This window comes from Desulfothermus naphthae (assembly GCF_054657475.1).
The window spans coordinates 337,503-354,566 of the sequence record NZ_BAAHYQ010000002.1 but is presented as its reverse complement, the minus strand read 5'-3'; the positions used below and the strand labels follow the sequence as shown (position 1 = coordinate 354,566).

13 protein-coding genes and 2 tRNA genes are annotated in these 17,064 nt (G+C 36.3%); 11 read left to right on the top strand and 4 right to left on the bottom strand.

Going from position 1 to position 17,064, the window contains the following annotated elements; all coding sequences use genetic code 11:
* Positions 1–67: 67 nt before the first annotated feature.
* The 7 genes from ACYQ1E_RS11170 (at position 68) to ACYQ1E_RS11140 (ending at position 5,258) form a co-directional block, all read left to right on the top strand.
* Positions 68–1,237 (top strand): thiolase domain-containing protein, encoded by a 1,170-nt coding sequence (locus ACYQ1E_RS11170; protein ID WP_459879256.1) that lies wholly within the window; start codon positions 68–70, stop codon positions 1,235–1,237.
* Position 1,238: 1 nt separating this feature from the next.
* Positions 1,239–1,634 carry a Zn-ribbon domain-containing OB-fold protein gene (locus tag ACYQ1E_RS11165; protein WP_459879254.1) on the top strand — a complete coding sequence of 132 codons (396 nt, stop codon included), beginning with the start codon at positions 1,239–1,241 and terminating at the stop codon, positions 1,632–1,634.
* 33 nt (positions 1,635–1,667) lie between these two features.
* Positions 1,668–2,435, top strand: coding sequence for a 3-hydroxyacyl-CoA dehydrogenase (locus tag ACYQ1E_RS11160; protein WP_459879252.1), 768 nt, complete (start codon positions 1,668–1,670; stop codon positions 2,433–2,435).
* 77 nt (positions 2,436–2,512) lie between these two features.
* On the top strand, positions 2,513–3,295 hold the full coding sequence (locus tag ACYQ1E_RS11155; protein WP_459879250.1) for an enoyl-CoA hydratase/isomerase family protein: 783 nt from the start codon (positions 2,513–2,515) through the stop codon (positions 3,293–3,295).
* 37 nt (positions 3,296–3,332) lie between these two features.
* The gene (locus ACYQ1E_RS11150) at positions 3,333–5,003 is read left to right on the top strand and encodes a class I adenylate-forming enzyme family protein (protein ID WP_459879248.1); all 1,671 of its coding nucleotides are present in this window, start codon (positions 3,333–3,335) and stop codon (positions 5,001–5,003) included.
* A 100-nt stretch (positions 5,004–5,103) separates the two neighbouring features.
* A tRNA-Val gene (locus ACYQ1E_RS11145) sits at positions 5,104–5,176 on the top strand.
* Between the two features lie 7 nt (positions 5,177–5,183).
* Positions 5,184–5,258 (top strand) — tRNA-Asp (locus ACYQ1E_RS11140).
* 295 nt (positions 5,259–5,553) lie between these two features.
* Here ACYQ1E_RS11140 and ACYQ1E_RS11135 read toward each other — a convergent pair.
* From ACYQ1E_RS11135 to ACYQ1E_RS11125, 3 genes are all read right to left on the bottom strand, one after another.
* Complete coding sequence (locus ACYQ1E_RS11135; RefSeq protein WP_459879246.1) at positions 5,554–5,760, bottom strand: hypothetical protein; 207 nt, start codon at positions 5,758–5,760, stop codon at positions 5,554–5,556.
* A gap of 79 nt (positions 5,761–5,839) precedes the next feature.
* Entirely contained in the window at positions 5,840–6,172 is a 333-nt protein-coding gene (locus ACYQ1E_RS11130; protein WP_459879244.1) for an endonuclease NucS domain-containing protein, read from the bottom strand.
* Positions 6,173–6,314: 142 nt separating this feature from the next.
* A complete protein-coding gene (locus tag ACYQ1E_RS11125) occupies positions 6,315–6,557 on the bottom strand; it encodes a hypothetical protein (RefSeq protein WP_459879242.1) in 243 nt (80 codons plus the stop codon).
* Positions 6,558–6,755: 198 nt separating this feature from the next.
* Between ACYQ1E_RS11125 and ACYQ1E_RS11120 the strand changes: the two genes are divergently transcribed.
* Complete coding sequence (locus ACYQ1E_RS11120; RefSeq protein ID WP_459879240.1) at positions 6,756–7,079, top strand: hypothetical protein; 324 nt, start codon at positions 6,756–6,758, stop codon at positions 7,077–7,079.
* A gap of 143 nt (positions 7,080–7,222) precedes the next feature.
* Positions 7,223–10,702 carry an AAA family ATPase gene (locus ACYQ1E_RS11115; protein ID WP_459879238.1) on the top strand — a complete coding sequence of 1,160 codons (3,480 nt, stop codon included), beginning with the start codon at positions 7,223–7,225 and terminating at the stop codon, positions 10,700–10,702.
* 561 nt (positions 10,703–11,263) lie between these two features.
* Here ACYQ1E_RS11115 and ACYQ1E_RS11110 read toward each other — a convergent pair.
* The gene (locus ACYQ1E_RS11110) at positions 11,264–12,073 is read right to left on the bottom strand and encodes an ADP-ribosylglycohydrolase family protein (RefSeq protein ID WP_488193123.1); all 810 of its coding nucleotides are present in this window, start codon (positions 12,071–12,073) and stop codon (positions 11,264–11,266) included.
* A gap of 589 nt (positions 12,074–12,662) precedes the next feature.
* Here ACYQ1E_RS11110 and ACYQ1E_RS11105 point away from each other — a divergent pair.
* Positions 12,663–16,040 carry a response regulator gene (locus ACYQ1E_RS11105; RefSeq protein ID WP_459879234.1) on the top strand — a complete coding sequence of 1,126 codons (3,378 nt, stop codon included), beginning with the start codon at positions 12,663–12,665 and terminating at the stop codon, positions 16,038–16,040.
* 3 nt (positions 16,041–16,043) lie between these two features.
* On the top strand, positions 16,044–17,063 hold the full coding sequence (locus tag ACYQ1E_RS11100; protein WP_459879232.1) for an HD domain-containing phosphohydrolase: 1,020 nt from the start codon (positions 16,044–16,046) through the stop codon (positions 17,061–17,063).
* Position 17,064 lies beyond the last annotated feature (1 nt).

Genomic DNA, 17,064 nt, shown 5'->3' with positions numbered 1-17,064 from the left:
TAGGTGGTTAAATTGTAAAGTATAGGTTTTGAAAGGTTTTATTAACTATTTTTAGGAGGAGGAAATAATGCGAGAAGTAGCAATTATTGGGGTCGGAATGACGAAATTTGGACGACACGAAGACACGCTACTGGAGATGTTTGCTGATGCTGCTGAAGAAGCAATAATGGATGCAGGCGTGTCTATCAAGGACATTGAGGAAATATTCTTTGGTAACTGTCTAGGAGGTTTTGCAGAAGGACAATCAAATATGTCTCCATTTGGTGCATCGGTTTTGGGGCTGAGAGATATCCCCACAACCAGATTCGAATGTGCTTGTGCTACTGCAACTGTCGCTATTCGACATGCTGCATTGGCTGTTGCGAGTGGTGCTCGTGATATGGTTTTGGCAGGTGGTACAGAAAAAACTCTTAATCTGGGAACTCCTCTTGCAACCCGTACTTTTGCAATGGGTAGTAATAGTAGGTATGAAAGTTTTGCAGGGATCACTTTTCCTGGGGCCTTTGCAATAATGGCCATGCTTTATTCAAAACAATATGGTATTCCATTAAAGAAACTAAAGGAACAAATGGCCTTGATTTCAGTAAAAAATCATAGAAATGGTGCCAAGAATCCAAAGGCTCATTTTAGAAAAGAGATCACAATAGAAGATGCTTTAAATGCTGTGATGATAGCGGACCCATTACAGCTTTATGATTGTTGTCCCTTTAGTGATGGGGCAGCTGCTGTAATTATTACAACCCTTGAAAAGGCAAAAAAACTCTGTCCTAAACCTGTAATAATTGCTGGAACTGGTCAGGCCTCTGCTGGAGCCATAATAGACCAAAAGGAAATACCACGTATTAGGGCAAGAGAAATGGCCGCTAAACAATCCTATCAGCAGGCTGGAATGACTCCTGATGATATTGATGTTTGTGAATTGCACGACTGTTTTACTATTGCTGAAATCATTGCAACTGAGGGGTTGGGTTTCTTTGAGCATGGCAAAGGAGCAGAGGCAGTTGAAAAAGGTGAGACAGATTTTGGGGGCAAAATTGTTATTAATCCATCTGGTGGACTAAAAGCCCGTGGACATCCCATAGGGGCCACAGGTGCAGCTCAGACATACGTTATAGTAAAACAACTTCGTGAAGAAGCAGGAGAGATGCAGGTAGATGGAGCCAAGGTTGGTATGATAGACACCCTTGGAGGGGATTTTTCAGTACTTTGCAATCTTATTTTAAAAAGGGGGTGGTAATATGAAACTTTCTTATAATGAATTTTGTGAGGAAATGAAAAAGGGCAGATTACTTGGTCTGAAATGTAAAAATTGTGGTACAACTATATTCCCCCCAAAAGCTTTTTGTCCTGGATGTGGCAAACCTGAATTAGAAAAAATAGAGATGACCAAGTCTGGAACATTAAAGTCTTTTACTGTTATTAGAGTGGCCCCTGAGGGTTTTAAACCACCTTATATCGTGGCAATTGTAGAACTTCCAGAAGGACCAATGGTTATGGGTAACCTTGAATACGATCCAGATAAAGCAGATTTTTCTCTACTTGGTAAAAAGGTCTCAATAGGCTATAAAATAGTTCCAGGGGATAAATACTCTGGAGGAGAGGGATTAGTTTTAACCTTTTCCTTGGATTCTTAAAGGATTTTAATTTTTTAAAAGGAGGTGTGATTTATGCAAATCAAAGATAATGTCGCAATAGTAACAGGTGGTGCTTCAGGTCTTGGAAAGGCTACTGTAGAGCTTCTAAAAAAACAAGGCGCTAAGGTTACTATACTTGACGTTGTAGAGGAAGCAGGAGAAAAGCTCGCCTCTGAATTGGGGGATGGAGTCATGTTTGTCAAGACAGACGTGACAGATGAAAATAGTGTACAAAATGCAGTGGATAAGACTATATCCGCCTTTGGTGCAATTCATTTCGTAATAAATTGTGCAGGAATAGGAACTGCAGCTAAATTAATTAGCAAAAAAGGTCCTATGCCTTTAGATCTATTTAATAAGACCATTCAGGTAAACCTGGTTGGAACATTCAATGTAACACGGTTGGCAGCTCAAAAAATGGTTGAGAATACTCCTAATGAAGATGGGGAAAGAGGAGTAATAATTAATACAGCTTCAGTTGCTGCCTTTGAAGGTCAGATTGGACAGGTTGCCTACAGTGCCTCCAAAGGTGGTATAGTAGGAATGAATCTACCTCTTGCTCGCGAACTTGCCCCTTACGGAATAAGGGTTCTGACCATTGCTCCAGGTATCTTTGAAACTCCAATGCTGGCCAGCTTGCCTGAGAAGGTAAGAGAGGCTCTTGGGAAGATGGTACCATTTCCTCAACGTCTGGGTAGACCAGCAGAATTTGCCGCACTAACCCAGCATATTATTGAAAATGCAATGTTAAACGGAGAGGTTATCAGGCTTGATGGCGCTATCAGGATGCAACCAAAATAAAAATTGAGAGTAAAAAACCATACCTGTTTGCTCTTTTATGTGGAGCAAAACAGGTATGGTTTGAGTGGAGGTAGAATATGGAATATAAGACCTTACTTTATGAGAAAAAGGACAGAATCGGTATAATCACTATAAATAGACCTAAAAGAATGAATGCATTAAATAGTACAGTATTGGAGGAATTTAATCAGGTTTTATCAGAGATTGAAGGGGATGATGATGTTAAAGTTGTGATTATTACAGGGAATGAGAAATGTTTTGCCGCAGGAGCTGATATTACAGAAATTAGTGAACTTGCCACACCTCTAGATGCCCATTTTTTTATAAAAAGCGCACAATCAACATTTAATAGGATTGAGGACCTTGAAAAGCCCTCAATAGCAGCTATTGCCGGTCCTGCATTGGGAGGAGGCTGTGAATTGTCTATGGCCTGTGACCTTCGTATAGCTGCTGAAAATGCAATGTTAGGTCTGCCAGAGATAAAACTAGGGGTATTACCAGGAGGAGGAGGTACCCAAAGACTTCCACGTCTTGTGGGTCTTACCAAGGCCAAAGAACTCTTATATACAGGTGATTTTATCGATGCCAAGGAAGCTTACCGTATAGGATTGGTTAATAAAGTAGTGCCTGTAGAGTCTTTAATGGATGAGGCCATAAAAATGGCCAAAAAAATGGTGGCTCAACCAGGTGTTGCCCTAAAGGTGATTAAAAATGTTGTTAACACAGGGATAAATGTAGATCTTAGAACTGGTCTTGCTGTTGAGGCAAGGGGTTTTGAGATACTATGTTCCACTGAAGATAGAATAGAGGGCGTTAAGGCTTTTCTGGAAAAGAGAAAACCTGTTTTTAAAGATAAATAATAATATTGCTTAGAATTTTTTAAGGTGGCTTAATAAAATGATTTTAGCAACCCAGGGAATGATTGATGAATGGTCTCAAAAGGGTCTTTGGGGGACAAAGACTTTAATTGATGCTTTCAAGGATAATGTCAAAAAATATCCTGATGAGATATGTGTTGTAGATCCTTACAATAAAGAAGAACTCGTTGGTTTCAAACCAGAGAGACTGACCTATAAAGAGTTTGACAGGGCTGTTTCTGCCACTGCAGAAGGGCTGCTTAAATTGGGAATTCAAAAGGATGATATTGTATTAGTACAAATTCCCAATTGTTGGGAACTGGCGATGCTGTATCTGGCAATAGCCAGCACGGGAGCTCTTATCTCACCTATGCCCATGCAGTGGAGGATGTCTGAAGTTGAATATATTGCAAATATAACAGGAGCCAAGGCATTTATCACAGTGGAAGAGTTTCACGGCTTTAAACATAGGGAGATGGGGGAGAAGCTACAAACAGAGATTTCGAGCCTAAAATATGTTATAACACTCCCAGAGATCAAAAAATTGTCTGAAAAGGATCCAGAGGGTATTTTAGAGAATATTCCCATAGATGCCAATGATATCTTTACCTTGTGTTGGACATCAGGTACAGAAGCTAGACCTAAAGGGTGTCCATTGAGTCATAACAACTGGCTCATAATGGCAAAGATGCAGATTGGTGCTACTGGAATGAATCATAAGGATATTTTTCTCACTGCTGGGCCTCTGGTAAACATGGCTTCTGTGGGAACTGTTTATATTCCCTGGTTGTTATTGGGTAACAGACTGGTATTACACCACCCCTTTGATCCTCTTCTATTAGTTAAACAGTTTAAAGAGGAACAAGTTACGTATACCTTGCTGGTGCCTGCAGTGGTAAACATGTTGTTGAAACATCCAAAAGTGGATGAGTTTGATTTAAGTAGTCTTAGAATGATTACTATTGGGAGCGCTCCCCCGTCCCTGTGGGCTGTTTGTGAGTTGAGAAGAAGGTGGGAAATAGAATTTGCGAATATCTGGGGTCAGAATGAAGGTACAGGCATTGTGTCTGGACCTTTTGATATTCCAGATGTGGAAAAACGGATTTCCAATTTTCCTCACTGGGGTAAACAAGGAGTTAAATGGCATTCGCCGCTAATTCAATTTTTCCAGACAAAAATAAAAGATCCTGAGACAGGGGAGGAATTAACAGAAGTAGGCAGTGTAGGGGAGTTGTGGTATCGTGGTCCGAATGTCATTCCTTGCTATTTTAAAAATCCGGAAGCAACTAAAAAATCCTTTGATGAACAAGGTTTTTTCAACACTGGTGACCTTTTTCAAATAAAAGATGGAAATTGTATAGAATTTTTTGATAGAACAAAAGATATCATTATCAGGGGAGGATTCAATATAAGTGCTCAAGAGATAGAAAATATCCTTCTTGGACATCCTTCTGTTGCAGATGTGGCGGCTGTTGCTATGCCAGATGAAAAGTTGGGAGAAAAGGTGTGTATATATGTAGTTCCTAAAGAAAAAGAAATTACTTTGGATGAGTTGACTTCTTACATGAGGAATAAAGGGGTCGCAGTATATAAACTCCCTGAACGTTTAGAGATTATTGAGGTAATTCCAAGAAATCCTGTTGGCAAGATCCTTAAAAATAAACTCAGGGAAGATATCAGGAAAAAAATAGAATCAGAAAAAAGATTTTAATAATATTTAGTAGCTGTAAAAAATTGCTGTAAAAAAATTTAGACAAACAAAAAAAAGAGTTGACACTGCGAGAGAAAAAATATATATATTTATTCCGATTGGGCGGATAGCTCAGTTGGGAGAGCATCGGCCTTACAAGCCGGGGGTCACAGGTTCGAGCCCTGTTCCGCCCACTGAAATGGAGCCGTAGTTCAGTTTGGTTAGAACGCCGGCCTGTCACGCCGGAGGTCGCGAGTTCGAGTCTCGTCGGCTCCGTTAATAAAATCAATAACTTAAACCTTCCAACCTCTTCTCCAAAAAAGGCTAGGTTGGAAAAAAGGTTGGAAAATTCTTAAAAGACCTCTATGCGGTAGAGGTCTTTTCTTTTTTAAACTCCAATATTTTACCTGTATTCCTCTTGTTAAATACTTCATCAAGACAAATTTGAACGCCTCTAAGCTCATGTAAATATCTAGCTGTTGTATTTGGATTTCTAAGCCAAGTTTGTCACTTTTTTTGTAAGATATTGTAATTATTGAATTCAATCATCTTTTTCTTCACTACAAATTTATCAATTAATTTTTAAAATGCTAGATATAGGCTTTAAAGGAAGTTCCAGTGCATTATATATCTCAAGTTGAAAAGATTCTAATTCTGTTATTTGTCTCAGATGGATTGTTTTACCTTCCTGGGTTATCATAGTGGTGGTTACTCTAATTATGGTACTTAACTCTCTTCTTATTGTTTCCCATAATTTTGAAATCCCTCTTTGTCTCAATCTCCTTTGAATAACACAAAGCAGATGATAAGCTTTTCTCTTTAAAAACGTGAAAAAAATTTACGTTTTTTAGAGGAGCCTAAATCATTGCAAGTTCTTGAGTAATGAGGGTTAAATTTTCTAAAAATAATCTTCTTTCCTTGGGTATAACATTTGCGCATAATATTAATTCAAAAAAATTATCTTTTTCTTTTAATAGACCATAATACTTGGCAATTTGACCAGTGGCTTCTCTTGTGAGAATGCCACGTTTTACCTCTACTATAATTTTTCTGCCAAATTTGTCCTCAAAAAGGATATCTATTCTTTTACCTTCAATAAAACATTGTTGGGATATTAATTTAAATCCTTCTCCCGGAAAAAACTCCTCAGGATAAGCTGCGATTAAATTTTCAATGTCTTTCTCTAACATAATCAAACTCTTTTTTGATTAGTTAGTATAATGTATAAATTTAGCAGCAGTGTTGTTAGGAACAATTCTATTTTTAGCATTTTTTAACTATTTTTATGGTTGCGTCAACAATTTTAGAGCCTGTTCGAAAAATATTTAGGATTTAAGAAGAAGTTCTATTGTCTAGTGCTTTATCAAGCCTCAAAGCTAAATTTGGGGTCTTCCATAGAGAAGAACTACCTAAAGGGAAAAAAGTCGAGTTAAGGTTCCTAGAATATAAACTTTCAGGCATGACAAAGCACCAGTCCATTCTTATCAACTTAAAAATATTCTCAGGAACTAAAACTAACTCCTTGATAAAATCCTTAATTTCAGGCAAACTAATCTTGCATTCTAATATAGACATAGGGCATCCTCCTTTATGGTTTTTCAGGTTATTTCCTTTCATCTTACCCTAAAGGATAATGCCCTTTTTTTTCTATAAAAAATTTACACAAATTTTTTATAGTACCTAAAATTTTTGTCAAACCGCTTTGGAGGACTTAATATGAACTCAAAGGGTATATCTAATTGAAAAGAGTTCCAGGAATTCGCAAGAAAAATCATGAGTAAATATTTTGAAGAAAAGCTTAGCAAAAAAACAAGAGATTTTCCTAAAAAGTTTGATATGCTTTCTGATAACGAAGAAATCGTGGAAGACGCTAAATTTCTTACATTGGTTCATGGAGAGAAGATGTCTCCTGCAAAGTTTATGGAAATAGCTGGCCATGTTTGGCTATTAGAAAAAGTAAATGCAAAGAGACGTTTTTTGGTATTTGGCAATCAAAAACGTGTTCCAGAGTTGTGGTTAGAAAAATATGGTAATTTGGTTTATAATGTTGAGTTTTATTTCATAGATAACGAAGGAAATATGGAGAGGTTGAGGTAGATATAGGATAGCAACGTCGGCTAACACAGCATATACGCTACGGGCTTTGCCCTTGCCTTTTGGGACATTGCCTTCGGCAACGTCCTATATGCTAAGAACATTAGTATGAAATGGCGCCTACATTATTATAGGAGGTAGATGATATGACTATCCATCTATCGGCGAGACTAGCTTGGCATGATAGTGGGTGGAACGGTTGTATATGTAATAATCCTAAATTAAATGTTTCCTGCATGGTTCATGAACATATTCGTAATAATAAGGATGTAGAATTTGAATCACAGAATGCAGGGAAAATACTAAATGAAATTCCTCCTGAGGATTTACCTCCCTGTTCAAGAGATCCAGGGGCTTTTTCTCCTATTGGTTTCACAATCAAACATTACGACCCAGTAGAATGGAGAGGTTTGCCTCCTGTAGTAGAGGATATTCCTCCTTACTCTTTTTGTACAAGCCCATATGGACGAATGTTCAAAGAAAATGGTGAGGGATGGGAAAACAATCCTCAAAGGCAATTAGATAACCTAAATGACTTTTGGAATAAGATAGAACCTGAAAAATCATTAGTATTTTTCTATGTAAATCACGGTAATCCACTAAAAGAGGAGAAAAGTGATCGAATACTTGTAGGCATCTCGCGCGTTTTAAAACTCGGACCGCAACTCTATTTTGGCACACGAGAAGGATGGGAAGATAGGTATCCATTATGGTCAAGATGTGTTACCATTAATTTTCCTGAAGAAGGTGTTCGTTTACCATATCAAGAATATCTTGAGGTAGGTCATGATCCATCAAATATTATCTGTGCAATTCCCACCTCAGCTCGGCCTTACTTTTCCTATGTAGCTGAACATGTAACTGATGATATAGCTGTAGGAATTCTTGAAAGAGTTATCCACTCAGTAAATACAATAATAGAAGAAAATAAAGTTCATGAACCGTACGATAAAACCTGGGAGTTTAGACTTAAATGGCTGAATAAAGTATTAAGTGAGGTCTGGAAAAATCGTGGACGTTTTCCTGGGATCGGAAGTGTGTTGGAATATTTGGGATTTGAAAACGGTGTAATATATCATCGTACTGTCTTGTCTCCTAAAGAAATTAATGGAGAAAATATTTTCGATTTTATATTTTCAATTCTTGAATGCAAAAGAAAGCTTCCTGAAGAGAAGAAAAAAGATTTTGAAAAAGCTTGTCTTAAATGGAAAGAACTTCCTGAAAAGAGACGAGAACTTTTAAAATTATTGATTCATTTTGAACTTTCAATAGAACAAGTCAAGAGAATATGTAATCCTACAAAGCGTAAAGAAGCATTCATAATAGCATCTGAAGATGATATGATGAAAAATCCATACATAATTTCTGAATTGGATGATGGCGATGAGAATTCCTCACCAATAGATTTCGAGACGATAGATAGGGGCATGTTACCATCAGAGGAGATTATTAAACCAAAAAGTTCTCTCGACACTATTACCAAAGACGATAAAAGAAGGGTCAGAGCTTTATTAGTGGAGATTTTGAAAGAAGCTTCAGATAATGGTGATACTTTTTTGACTATAGACGAAGCTGTAGAAAAAATTAGAAAAAGACTCCCCGAAAATCGAGCATGCGAACCAGATAAAGATATTATCCTATATAATCAGGAATTTTACAAAGAGAGATTAGCCTTTTTACCTAATGAAAATCCTCAAGTAATTGCTTTGAAATCCCTCTGTAACCATGAGGAAAAAATAAGAAAACAATTAGAGACAATGGTTAAAAAAGAATATCAAGAGAGACCTGATTATAATTTTTGGAAACAACTAATTGAAGAAGAACTCAAAGATATTAGAATTTCTGACAAAGAAATTGAGGAAAAAGCTCGTGATGAAAAGATAAAAACACTTGATAAACTTTTTCGCTTCCGTTTTTCTGTATTAACAGGGCGTGCAGGTACCGGGAAAACTACAGTATTAAAGGTCCTCCTTAGAGGAATCGAGAAAGAAGAAGGAAAACAACCAATCCTTTTGATTGCTCCTACAGGTAAAGCAAGAGTTCGGTTACAGGAAACCACAGGACATGAGGCTCAGACGATTCATCAGTTTCTTATGAAGTTAGGTTGGATTAGAGAAGAAACTTTCTCTCTAAAAGAAAAAGGAAAAGGACAAAAAGGAGCATCAACCATTATCATTGATGAAGCATCAATGATCCCAACTGATTTACTGGCTACACTTTTTAAAGCTATTAATCTTAATGACGTTAAAAGATTGGTACTAGTAGGTGATCCGAATCAATTACCTCCAATCGGTCCTGGGCGACCTTTTGTTGATATTATAAAATGGCTGGAGAGCTCTGAGGATAAAGAAAAGCATATCGCTCGCCTGACTCAAAGAGTCCGTCATGAAAATAAAGAAAGTCAAGCTTTAAAACTTGCAGATGCTTTTTTAGGAGATAAAGTGTCAAAAGCTGATGATGAAATTCTTTCTAAAGTAGCCCAAGGAGATATATCGGGGGATCTTGAAATTCATTTCTGGGACAACGAGGAAGAACTTTATAGATTATTGGATAAATGCATCAAAAAAAATCTAAATCTTTCTGAGAAAGATCCCGACTATGATGGATTTAATAAATCTATTGAAAAGCCTGATAAGTGGCAAATTTTATCTCCTACTCGCATGCAGATATTTGGCACTACTGAGATAAACCGTATTGTTCAGAAGAAATACAGGCAGGGTTTGATAGAAAAAGCTAAAAAGCAAAGACCAAGACCTTTCGGAGAACAACAGATGGTTTGGAAGGATAAAGTCATCCAAGTTGTTAATTCAAAACGAATAGGCTGGAAGGACGGCAAAATAGATGGCTATGTGGCAAATGGAGAGGTAGGTTTAATAGTTAGCACACAGAAAAGACATAGTTCCAGAAATGATTTCATTGATATAAAATTTTCAACCCAACCTGATTTAACCTATCGTTATTATAGGACAGAAGTTGATGAAAACCTTGAACTAGCCTATGCGATTACTGTTCATAAATCTCAAGGTAGCGATTTTGATATAGTCTTTTTTGTTCTGCCCCAAAAAGCGGAAACAATGTCAAGAGAGCTTATATATACGGCTTTAACAAGGTTTAAAAAGAAAGTTATACTTCTCATAGAGAAAGATATTGAACCTTTAATAACTTTAAGGAAATCACAATATTCAGAAATTTTGAGAAGGAATACTGCTTTATTTGAATTATCTGGCAGACCAAAAGGTATTAAATTGCCACATTCTGAACGTCTAATACATAGAACGAAAAGGGGAGAATTGGTAAGATCAAAATCAGAGGTTATTATTGCAAACATTTTAGCAGACTTGGGAATAAGTTACGAATATGAAGAGCCATTATTTTCAAAAGAAGATCAAAAAGACTTTAGAATACCAGATTTTACAATAAAGTATGAAGGAGAGAGTTTTTATTGGGAGCATCTCGGAATGTTAGAAGATCCAGAATACAAAAATAATTGGGAAAGGAAGATTGAATGGTATAAAAAGAATGGATACATAGATCGACTTATAGTTTCAAAAGACAAACCAGGTGGCGGCATAGACAGCAAAGAAATTGAAACGTTGGCGAAAGAAAAAATATTAGGAAAATCATAATAATTGAAGAAGATAGGGCGCAACTTTATATAACACAGCATAAAAGATTCGTGTATTATAGTACTCACATAAATTTTAGCAATGTTGGTAATTATGGTGGTATCGATGAATGGATATACCGGTGAATGTCAGTAAAGATCTCACTAAAATGTATTTTATTTTTCCTCATTAAGCAACTAAATGTTGTGTTAACGCATAGATCCAGATCAGCACTGAAAATCGGCTTCCAGTTCTGAACATTTTCAGAAGATAGTTATGCAAAAAATTAGACTGAGGTGGGGAAATTTAAGGGTCCTAATATGGGAATTTTTGATTCACTTTAACATGTTTCTAAAGGCATAAGAAATACACGCCCGTCCATCTCTAACCAAACAATATTTTGCCTTGTGCTAAAAACTATGACCCAATCTTGTTTCTTTCTTAATTCTAATAACAAACTACCAGAACTACCAGCTTGTATATTAAAAACTTCCACAATTACCACCAACATCCAAGAGAATAATTGAATTTTATATAAGAGTTTTAAAAATTTTATCGCTACCTCCTTAAGCGTCGGAAGGGTCAAAGGTTAAATTTACAATAGAATTTCTCAACAATTTCCCAAAGTTCTCTAGTTATATATTTTTTGACATGTTCTATAATATATTCTGGAACTCCTCCATAATAAGCCTCTGAAATTGCTCCTGTTATACAAGCTAATGTATCACTATCTCCCCCTAAAGACACAGCATTTCTCACTGCATCTTCGTATGAGTCTGAATCCAAAAAGCAAATAATAGCTGGTGGGACAGTCCCTTTACATGACACATCAAAGTGATAATTGGGCCTAATCTCTTCAACTGTAGATTCTAAATCATATCCAAAACTTTTTGAAATCTCTTGTCTTATCTCTTCTTTTCCTATCTTTTTTCTACATAGATAAATACAATAAGCCACTGCCTGGGCACCTTTTATTGCTTCAGGATGATTATGGGTTATTTCAGAACTCTTTTTCGCTTCAAACAAAACCTTATCTTTTGTACCAAAAGCAAAACCAATAGGACTTACTCGCATTGCCGAACCATTGCCCCAGCTATTGTAAGGAGTGGGATCGGGAGAATTTAACCACTTTAAAAACATAGCTCCATATCCTGCATTTATATATTTTCTTCCAAGTTCCCTGATAGTATAAATATACTCACGCCCCTCCAATATGGCTTTTGCTATAGCAACTGTTAACACAGTATCGTCTGTAAATCTACAGTGAGGACTAAATAAAGGAAATTGTTTTGTTTTAATAGGATTTCCTTCGTATATAGATCCAATTATATCTCCAGCAACTGCTCCCAACATTTGATCAACTCTCCTTTTAAATAGGCCTTCCTTGCTTATATGTTCGAGGCTTTACTCATGACATCTAAATTCCTTCTTACCCTTGTTTAAAGTTACTTCTTTTCCCATTTTCGTGTAAAGTAAAAAAAGACGTTAAAATCGTTTTTGTGAAATGAATATATAGAACATAGTCAGTCCATTTTGATAATTCTCTACTTTTCATTTAAAACAAAAAGAAAATGTCGTTTTGCAACGATCCTATCAATGACATATTTGGCCATTTAGCTAGTAAATCCTGACCTTTGGATAGTTAAGCAATAATTTTTTTACTATAACATTCATATTTTATCTTTTATTTTATTTGTAAAAGCAAAAAAAATTGAGAAAAACTGTTTATATCCTCAGGGTCTTGAGGGTGAGATTAGTTGTCAGTGTGAGTGAACAACGTATCACAGATACTGATAACAGATCACTTTAAATCAGTTTGTATTGTTTCTTAGCTGCCAGATACTACCACAAATGATAGAGCAAGGGTGTAATCTGTTTATAAAAAATAAGATTAGACTAGAAATTTAATATCCGGTAAGATTGACTCTGAAGTGGTAGAGATTAAAAATTAAGATAATAAATGTAACCGGAGAATAATTAAATGATCAGTGTACTTTGCTTTATTAATAATTCCCATGAGTTAATGCTCATTAAAAAAGCCCTTGAAAGAGAAGAAGATGAATTTTTTGTGATTGAGGCCTCGGATCTTGAAGCTTTTAAAAGTGCCCTTTCTACAAAAAACTTTGACGTGGTACTCTTTGATTTAAAGACTTTAGGTGTTGATAATCTTATAGCTATTCGGAATTTCAAGAACCAATATCCTTTTATACCTGTAATAGTGCTTATAGATCCAGGTTTAGAGAAAATAGCAATAAAAGCACATAAGCACGGAGCAGATAATTATCTAATCAAAGATAGCACCTATTTCCAGTGGTTGCCACATATGATTCGCTTTTGCATTGGTGCCTTTAAAACAAACCATGAGTTAAATGAAATTAAACAACTCCTTCTTAAATCTCAAGTAATCGGCAAAATAGGTAGTTGTATGTATGACCCTTTAAAAAATCGTATGATATGGTCAGAACCAACATACAAAATATTTGGTGTAGATCCAAATAATTTTAAACCTTCCTACGAGAAATTCATGGAATTGATTCACCCCAGTGATCGTGAAGTTATTGACACTCTTTGTTCTCACTCACTTGAACAAAGGCAAAGCAAATTTGAAACTGAATTTCGCATCCATAGACAAGATACAGGAGAAACACGGGTTGTTAAAATGGTATGTGAGAATCAAAAAGACAATACTGGCCGTATTATAAAATCCATGGGAATAATTCAAGATATTACGGAGATTAAAATTACTGAAGAAACACTTAAGGAAAATTTGGAGAAATTTCGGGCGATATTTGAATATAGTCCTGATGTGATAATTATCTCAACCTTAGATGGAGTTATAGTGGATGTTAATAAATCTTTTACCCATGTGTCTGGATACAAGCGCAAAGATGTCATTGGAAAATCCCTTGCTGAATTTAATTTTTGGGTAGAACCATCTGATCGCAAAATTTTTTATTCAAAATTGAAAGAAAAGGGAGAGCTACATAATTTAGAAATAAAATTCCGCCTCAAAGATGGCTCAATAATAGTGGGGTTAGTATCAGCTGTTATTATTTCCATTTATGAGCAGCCCAATATCCTATGCATTGTTCATGATATTACCGAGTTAAAGAAAATCCAAAATAAGTTAAAAGTTGCCAAAGAGCTAGCTGAAAAGGCACTGGCTATCAAGGATGATTTTCTCTCAAATATGAGCCATGAGATACGGACACCAATAAATGCTATAATAGGGTTCAACTATCTGCTTCAGAAAACAAAATTGACTCCTCACCAATTAAAATATGTGAAAAAAATTGAAATGGCCAGTGAACATTTACTTAATATTGTCAATGATATTCTGGATTTTTCCAAGATTGAAGCTGGAAAGCTCCATATAGACTCTGTGGGATTTAATCTGAATATTGTTTTAGATAATGTGTACGATATGATGGATCTTTATGCCAGGGAAAAGGGACTTAAGTTTTTTGTGGCCAAAGAAAAAGATGTGCCAATTTATCTCATTGGCGATCCAGTGCGCATTGAGCAAGTTTTACTAAATCTGGTAAATAATGCAATCAAATTTACTAAAAAGGGTGAAGTTGCACTAAAAGTTGAGAAAGTAAAACAGGAAGGGAAAAGAGTCACCTTGAGATTTTCAGTTAGAGATACCGGAATTGGGTTAACACATGAGGAGATGAAGAGACTTTTTCAGAAATTTGATCAGGTTGATACCTCTATTACACGTAAATATGGCGGTACAGGGCTGGGTTTAACAATCAGCAAGAAATTGGTGGAGATGATGAACGGCAAGATCTGGGTTGAGAGTGTAAAAGGTGTGGGGAGCACATTTTTCTTTACTGTGGAATTGGATATCTGGGAGAAAAAAGATAAACTAGCTCCTAAAATGCTTCAAGGTCTTAAAGTCTTGATTGTTTCCCATGAAGAGATCACTCGACAGGCCCTTGAGGATTATTGTGAACAGTTTGGTTTTGATGTAAAAACAGCGACAAATGGAAAAGATGCTCTTAAGATTTTCCATAATGATAAGGCGATAGATCTGGTCCTTGTTGATTGGAAAATGCCGGATATGGATGGTGGTAAGTTTTCTAGGCGTATCAAGACAGATGACACGACTTTAAACAAACCCAAGATTGTCTTGATTACTAGACACGGAACTGAAGAGGTCATCCACCAAGTAAAAAAATTCGGGTTAGATGGTTTCCTAATAAAGCCAATAGATGAGTCCTTGCTCTTTAGTTTGGTGATGGAGCTTTTTTCTCAAGACATAGACAAAACAAGTACCGAAACATACAGAAGGACAAACGAACTTAAACCATTACAAGGTGCTAAGGTGCTTTTGGTTGAAGATAATGAGAGCAACCAGGAACTCATTGTTGAGATCCTTAAAAATAAAGGAGTGAGTGTAGAAGTTGCAGAAAACGGTCAAGTTGCAGTGGATAAGATCTCTAGAAAAGGAGATGAGTTTGATTTGGTGCTCATGGATATTCAGATGCCAGTGGTGGACGGCTACACCGCCACAAAAAAGATTCGTGCCCATAAAAAATGGGACAACCTGCCTATTATTGCATTGACAGCAAACGTCCTCTCTGGAGTGAAGGAAGAGGTTCAGAGAGCTGGTATGAATGATTACATCACAAAGCCAATAAATGTGGATGAACTTTATAACACGCTAGTAAAGTGGTTAAAAAGGAGGCAGGATACAGGAAAAATGGGAAAAGAGAAGATTTTACAACAACCTGCTGAAAAGAAAAATTCTGTTATTTCTGGTGTTGACTTTGAAAATGGTTTGATGCAGTTTGCTGGAAAAAAGAAACTATACCTTAAGGTCTTGAAGCAGTTTATTGAATCCTATGGGGATTTTGAAGAAAAGCTAATTCAAGCAGTAAGAGATAAAAACAAGGATACTGCGATACGACTTATACATAATTTGAAAAGTGTTTCTGGTAATATTGGTGCAACTAATCTATATTTGGAACTTATTAAATTTGAAGAGTTTTTTAAAGAAAACTTTTTAGATGAAAAAGCAATTAAAGAACGACTACATTCTGTCATAAGACTTCTAAACAGAGTTATTGCGGATATCAAAGAGTACGAAAACCAGCAAAAAAGGGCCATACCAACAATAAGTGTTTCAAATTTTAATATAGATGAGTTAAAATCTGTTGTAGATAAATTAAAGGTTAATCTCAAAGAGTATAACGCCAATTCTATAGAATATCTGGATAAATTAAAGGAAATTTTAAAGGGTTGTGGTTATGATATGGATCTGATAGAACTTGAAAAATACGTGAGTTCTTATGATTTTGACAGTGCAACTAAGGCATTGGAAAAATTTATGTATAAACTAAAAGGATTTTAACATATGAAAAAACAAACAACTCTTATAGTTGATGACTCACCAGTGAATATAGATATTTTAAAAGGGATTTTAGGCGATGAATATAATATCAAAGCTGCAACTAATGGTGAGGTAGCGCTAAAAATTGCTAGAAAATTAAGGCCCGATTTAATCCTTTTGGATATTATGATGCCAGGGATGGATGGCTATGAAGTGTGTTCCAGGTTAAAGGCCAATATAGAAACACAAAACATCCCTGTAATTTTTATAACGGCCAAAGATGAGCCCATGGATGAAACCCATGGTTTTGAAGTAGGAGCTGTGGACTATATTACCAAGCCCATTAGCCCGCCAGTTGTTTTGGCACGGGTCAAGACTCACCTTGCCCTTCATAATCAGAAATGGGAGCTGGAAAGGTTGGTGAAAGAGAGAACTAAGGAATTATTAGAAACTCAACTTGAAATCATTCGTAGACTTGGACGGGCAGCAGAATATAGGGACGATGAGACAGGTATGCATGTAATCCGCATGAGCAAATACGCCTATGAAATAGCCTTAGAAATTGGACTGGATGAACAAGATGCGGAATTGATCCTCAATGTTGCACCAATGCACGATGTGGGCAAGATCGGCATTCCTGACGCAATCCTCTTAAAACCTGGAAAATTGACTCCAGAAGAATGGGAAATTATGAAGAAACATACTGTTTACGGAGCCAGGATTATTGGAGAGCATCCCTCAAAAATATTGAAAGCAGCCAGAACAGTTGCTTTAACCCATCACGAAAAATGGGATGGAACAGGTTATCCCTATGGATTGTCTGGCGAGGATATCCCATTAATTGGGAGAATTTGCGCTGTTGCTGATGTATTTGACGCACTGACCAGTAAGCGTCCTTATAAAGAGGCCTGGGATATTGAAAGGGCGGTGAATTTAATTTTAGCAGAAAAGGGAAAACACTTTGATCCTATATTAGTTGATGCCTTTGAAAAGGTATTACCATCAATCATTAAAATCAAAGAACAATATCCGGATTCAGGATAAA

Coding starts and splice junctions, on each gene's coding strand:
- ACYQ1E_RS11100 (WP_459879232.1), top strand. CDS start 16,044: ATGAAAAAACAAACAACTCTTATAGTTGATGACTCACCAGTGAATATA.
- ACYQ1E_RS11105 (WP_459879234.1), top strand. CDS start 12,663: ATGATCAGTGTACTTTGCTTTATTAATAATTCCCATGAGTTAATGCTC.
- ACYQ1E_RS11130 (WP_459879244.1), bottom strand. CDS start 6,172: ATGTTAGAGAAAGACATTGAAAATTTAATCGCAGCTTATCCTGAGGAG.
- ACYQ1E_RS11155 (WP_459879250.1), top strand. CDS start 2,513: ATGGAATATAAGACCTTACTTTATGAGAAAAAGGACAGAATCGGTATA.
- ACYQ1E_RS11120 (WP_459879240.1), top strand. CDS start 6,756: ATGAGTAAATATTTTGAAGAAAAGCTTAGCAAAAAAACAAGAGATTTT.
- ACYQ1E_RS11115 (WP_459879238.1), top strand. CDS start 7,223: ATGACTATCCATCTATCGGCGAGACTAGCTTGGCATGATAGTGGGTGG.
- ACYQ1E_RS11160 (WP_459879252.1), top strand. CDS start 1,668: ATGCAAATCAAAGATAATGTCGCAATAGTAACAGGTGGTGCTTCAGGT.
- ACYQ1E_RS11150 (WP_459879248.1), top strand. CDS start 3,333: ATGATTTTAGCAACCCAGGGAATGATTGATGAATGGTCTCAAAAGGGT.
- ACYQ1E_RS11125 (WP_459879242.1), bottom strand. CDS start 6,557: ATGTCTATATTAGAATGCAAGATTAGTTTGCCTGAAATTAAGGATTTT.
- ACYQ1E_RS11165 (WP_459879254.1), top strand. CDS start 1,239: ATGAAACTTTCTTATAATGAATTTTGTGAGGAAATGAAAAAGGGCAGA.
- ACYQ1E_RS11170 (WP_459879256.1), top strand. CDS start 68: ATGCGAGAAGTAGCAATTATTGGGGTCGGAATGACGAAATTTGGACGA.